The sequence below is a fragment of the Mesorhizobium sp. M7A.F.Ca.CA.001.08.2.1 genome (assembly GCF_003998455.1).
Lineage (GTDB): Bacteria > Pseudomonadota > Alphaproteobacteria > Rhizobiales > Rhizobiaceae > Mesorhizobium > Mesorhizobium ciceri.
In genome coordinates this window covers 1-3,904 of record NZ_RZPW01000614.1, presented here as the reverse complement: position 1 = coordinate 3,904, position 3,904 = coordinate 1, and the positions used below count along the sequence as shown (strand labels likewise).

3 protein-coding genes are annotated in these 3,904 nt (G+C 63.8%); all 3 read right to left on the bottom strand.

Annotated elements, in window-relative coordinates; translation table 11 throughout:
- Positions 1-159 precede the first annotated feature (159 nt).
- Positions 160-1,464 carry an NADH-quinone oxidoreductase subunit NuoF gene (gene nuoF, locus EN914_RS27470; RefSeq protein WP_013531094.1) on the bottom strand — a complete coding sequence of 435 codons (1,305 nt, stop codon included), beginning with the start codon at positions 1,462-1,464 and terminating at the stop codon, positions 160-162.
- Between the two features lie 10 nt (positions 1,465-1,474).
- Positions 1,475-2,755, bottom strand: a complete 1,281-nt coding sequence (locus EN914_RS27465; protein WP_024501360.1) for an NADH-quinone oxidoreductase subunit E — start codon at positions 2,753-2,755, stop codon at positions 1,475-1,477.
- On the bottom strand, positions 2,756-3,904 hold a 1,149-nt coding region (locus tag EN914_RS27460; protein WP_127389387.1), incomplete at its 5' end, for an NADH-quinone oxidoreductase subunit D.

Here is a 3,904-nt window from a genome sequence, read left to right as displayed (position 1 = left end):
TCTCCTTCGGCATCATCCTGGTCAAGTCCTGGTTCATCTGCTCGATCTGGTCCAAATTGGGCATCAGCGGGTTCGAATACGGCGCCATAGAGTTCTCCTGGTCGTTTCGTCGTTCGCCCCGCCCTTCGCTGCGGACTTTCGTCCGCGTAAAACGTTCTTCTATTCCGCCGCCACCATCACAGGCTCGGCCCGGTGCGCATTGCGCGAAAACTCGTCGATGCGCCGCTCCACTTCGCCGCGGAAATGCCGCATCAGGCCCTGGATCGGCCATGCCGCCGCGTCGCCCAGCGCGCAGATCGTATGGCCTTCGATCTGCTTGGTGACGTCGAGCAACATATCGATCTCGCGCTTCTGCGCCTCGCCGCGCACCAGCCGTTCCATCACCCGCCACATCCAGCCGGTGCCTTCGCGGCATGGCGTGCACTGGCCGCAGCTCTCGTGCTTGTAGAAGTAGGAAAGCCGCGCGATCGCCTTCACGACATCGGTCGACTTGTCCATGACGATGACAGCCGCGGTTCCAAGGCCGGATTTGAGGTCGCGCAGCGCGTCGAAATCCATCGGCGCGTCGATGATCTGTTCGGCCGGCACCAGCGGCACCGAAGCGCCGCCCGGTATGACCGCCAAAAGATTGTCCCAGCCGCCGCGAATGCCGCCGCAATGCGTCTCGATCAGCTCGCGGAACGGGATCGACATCGCCTCTTCGACCGTGCACGGATTGTTGACGTGGCCGGAGATGCAAAACAGCTTGGTGCCGACATTGTTGGGCCGGCCGAAGGACGAGAACCAGGCCGCGCCGCGGCGCAGGATGGTCGGCGCAACCGCGATCGATTCGACATTGTTGACCGTGGTCGGACAGCCATAGAGGCCGACATTGGCCGGGAATGGCGGCTTCAGCCGCGGCTGGCCCTTCTTGCCTTCGAGGCTTTCGAGGAGCGCTGTCTCCTCGCCGCAGATATAGGCGCCGGCGCCGTGGTGCATGTAGATGTCGAAATCGTAGCCGGAGGTGTTGTTCTTGCCGATCAGCTTGGCCTCATAGGCCTCCTCGATCGCGCGCTGCAGCGCCTCGCGCTCGCGGATGAACTCGCCGCGCACATAGATGTAGGCGGCAACCGCACCCATGGCGAAACCGGCAAGCAGCGCGCCCTCGACCAGCGTATGGGGGTCGTTGCGCAGGATGTCGCGGTCCTTGCAGGTGCCGGGCTCGGATTCGTCGGCGTTGATGACGAGATAGCTCGGCCGGCCATCGCTCTGCTTGGGCATGAACGACCATTTGAGGCCGGTCGGGAAGCCGGCGCCGCCACGGCCGCGCAGGCCCGACGCCTTCATCTCGTTGACGATCCACTCGCGGCCCTTGGCGACGATGCCGGGCGTGTTATCCCAGGCGCCGCGCGCCATCGCGCCGGCCAAGGACTTGTCGAACAGGCCGTAGATATTGGTGAAGATGCGGTCTTTATCCCCGAGCATTTTTCGTCCCTCAGACCGGCTTCTTGCCGAAGACGCGGATGTATTCGGCGACGCCACCCTTGGCGAGCGCCTTGGCCTGCTTGACCCAGTCGTCGCGATCGATGCGGCCCTGGAAAGAGAGATAGCCATCCACCCACTCGCGTTCGGCCTTCTTCCACGACGCGACCTGCGCGAAGGTAAAGATGCCCAGCGTATGCAGGATGCCCTCGATCTTGGGGCCGACGCCGGAGATCAGTTTGAGGTCATCGACCTGTGCCGGCCTGTCGATGCCGGCCGGGCGGTTCTTGTCCCCGAGCGACGGTTTGGCCGGCTTGGCGGCCGGTACCTTGACCTCTGGCGCCTTGAAGGCGGAGGCCGGCTCGGCCTTGGTGATGGGGCCACTGCGCTGCTTGGAAACCTGCTCGACTTTGGAGTCTGCCTTGTTGGCATTGGCGGCCGAATGCAGTGGAGCGGCAACACTCGCCGCCTTTTCAACCGCCGGCGCGACCTTGGTTTTTGAAGGCGTCTTCAACGCCGGGCTGGTTTCAGGGGCGTCGGTCTTCGGCTTGCTGGTGTTGGACGGTGCGACAGGGGCCGCGGCCGGCGCCGGCACCGGCGCTGCGACGATCGCGTCGGGTGCCGCCCTGGCGGCCTTGGCCGCCTCCCTGGCTTCCCTGTCGCGGGTCGACTTGAGGATCGCCTTTTCGCTCTTCAGCGTGGTGAGGCCGGAGGCCGGCTCCGAGCCGGTGCGGCCGTTCTGCGGCCCCGGTTCCACCGCAGCACCCTTGCCGGCGTCATAGAGATCGATGATTTCAGCCAGGCGTTCCGGCGTCAGATCCTCGAACGTGTCCTTGAAGATCATCACCATCGGCGCGTTGACGCAGGCACCGAGGCATTCCACCTCTTCCCAGGACAAGGTTCCCTTGTCGTTGGTGTGGAACTGGTCGTGATGGATTTTGGAGCGGCAGACATCCATCAGCGCTTCCGAACCGCGCAGCATGCAGGGCGTGGTGCCGCAGACCTGGATGTGCGCACGCGTGCCGACCGGATTCAACTGGTACTGCGTGTAGAAGGTCGCGACTTCCAGCCCGCGGATGCGCGGCATGCCGAGCATGTCGGAGATCGTCTCGATCGCCGCCTTCGTCACCCAGCCTTCCTGCTCCTGTGCTATCATCAGAAGCGGGATGATGGCCGACTGTTCACGGCCCTTCGGGTACTTCTTGATCCATTGCTTCGCAGCCGCGGCATTCGCCCGGTTGAAGGCGAAGGATGCTGGCTGGACGCTGGCTTCTGCGAGACGGCGGACTGACATTTAGCGATCGACCTCACCAAACACGATGTCGAGGGAGCCGAGAACGGCGGTGACGTCGGCCAGCATGTGGCCGCGGCAGAGGAAATCCATCGCCTGCAGATGCGCGAAACCCGGCGCGCGCAGCTTGCAGCGGTAGGGCTTGTTGGAGCCGTCGGAGACCAGATAGACGCCGAATTCGCCCTTCGGCGCCTCGACGGCGGCGTAAACCTCGCCGGCCGGCACGCGATAACCCTCGGTGTAGAGCTTGAAGTGATGGATCAGCGCTTCCATCGAGCGCTTCATCGCCTGGCGCTTGGGCGGCACCACCTTGCCATCGAGGTTCGACACCGGGCCGGTGCTCTCCTTGCCGAGCAAAAGGTCGACGCACTGGCGCATGATCTTCGCCGACTGGCGCATTTCTTCCATGCGCACGAGGTAGCGGTCGAAGCAGTCGCCGTTCTTGCCGATCGGAATATCGAAATCCATCTCCGAATAGCATTCATAGGGTTGCGACTTGCGCAGGTCCCAGGCTGCACCCGAGCCACGCACCATCACGCCCGAAAAACCCCAAGCCCAGGCATCCGCCAGCGAGACGATGCCGATATCGACATTGCGCTGCTTGAAGATGCGGTTGCCGGTCAGCAGCCGGTCGAGGTCGTCGATCGACTTCAGGAACGGGTCGATCCACTTGCCGATGTCCTCGACCAGCTGACGCGGCAGGTCCTGATGGACGCCGCCGGGCCGAAAATAAGCGGCATGCATGCGCGAACCGGAGGCGCGCTCATAGAACACCATCAGCTTTTCGCGTTCGACGAAGCCCCACAGCGGCGGCGTCAGCGCACCGACGTCCATCGCCTGCGTCGTCACATTGAGGATGTGCGACATGATGCGGCCGATCTCGCTGTAGAGAACGCGGATCACCTGGCCGCGCTTCGGCACCTCGATGCCGAGCAGACGCTCGGCGGCCAGCGCAAAGGCATGTTCCTGGTTCATCGGCGCGCAATAGTCGAGCCGGTCGAGATAGGGTACCGCCTGCAGATAGGTTTTGGCTTCGATCAGCTTTTCGGTACCGCGATGCAGCAGTCCGATATGCGGATCGACGCGATCGACGACTTCGCCGTCCAGCTCCAGCACAAGGCGCAAAACGCCGTGCGCCGCGGGGTGTTGCGG

Coding starts and splice junctions, on each gene's coding strand:
- nuoF (WP_013531094.1), bottom strand. CDS start 1,464: ATGCTCGGGGATAAAGACCGCATCTTCACCAATATCTACGGCCTGTTC.
- EN914_RS27465 (WP_024501360.1), bottom strand. CDS start 2,755: ATGTCAGTCCGCCGTCTCGCAGAAGCCAGCGTCCAGCCAGCATCCTTC.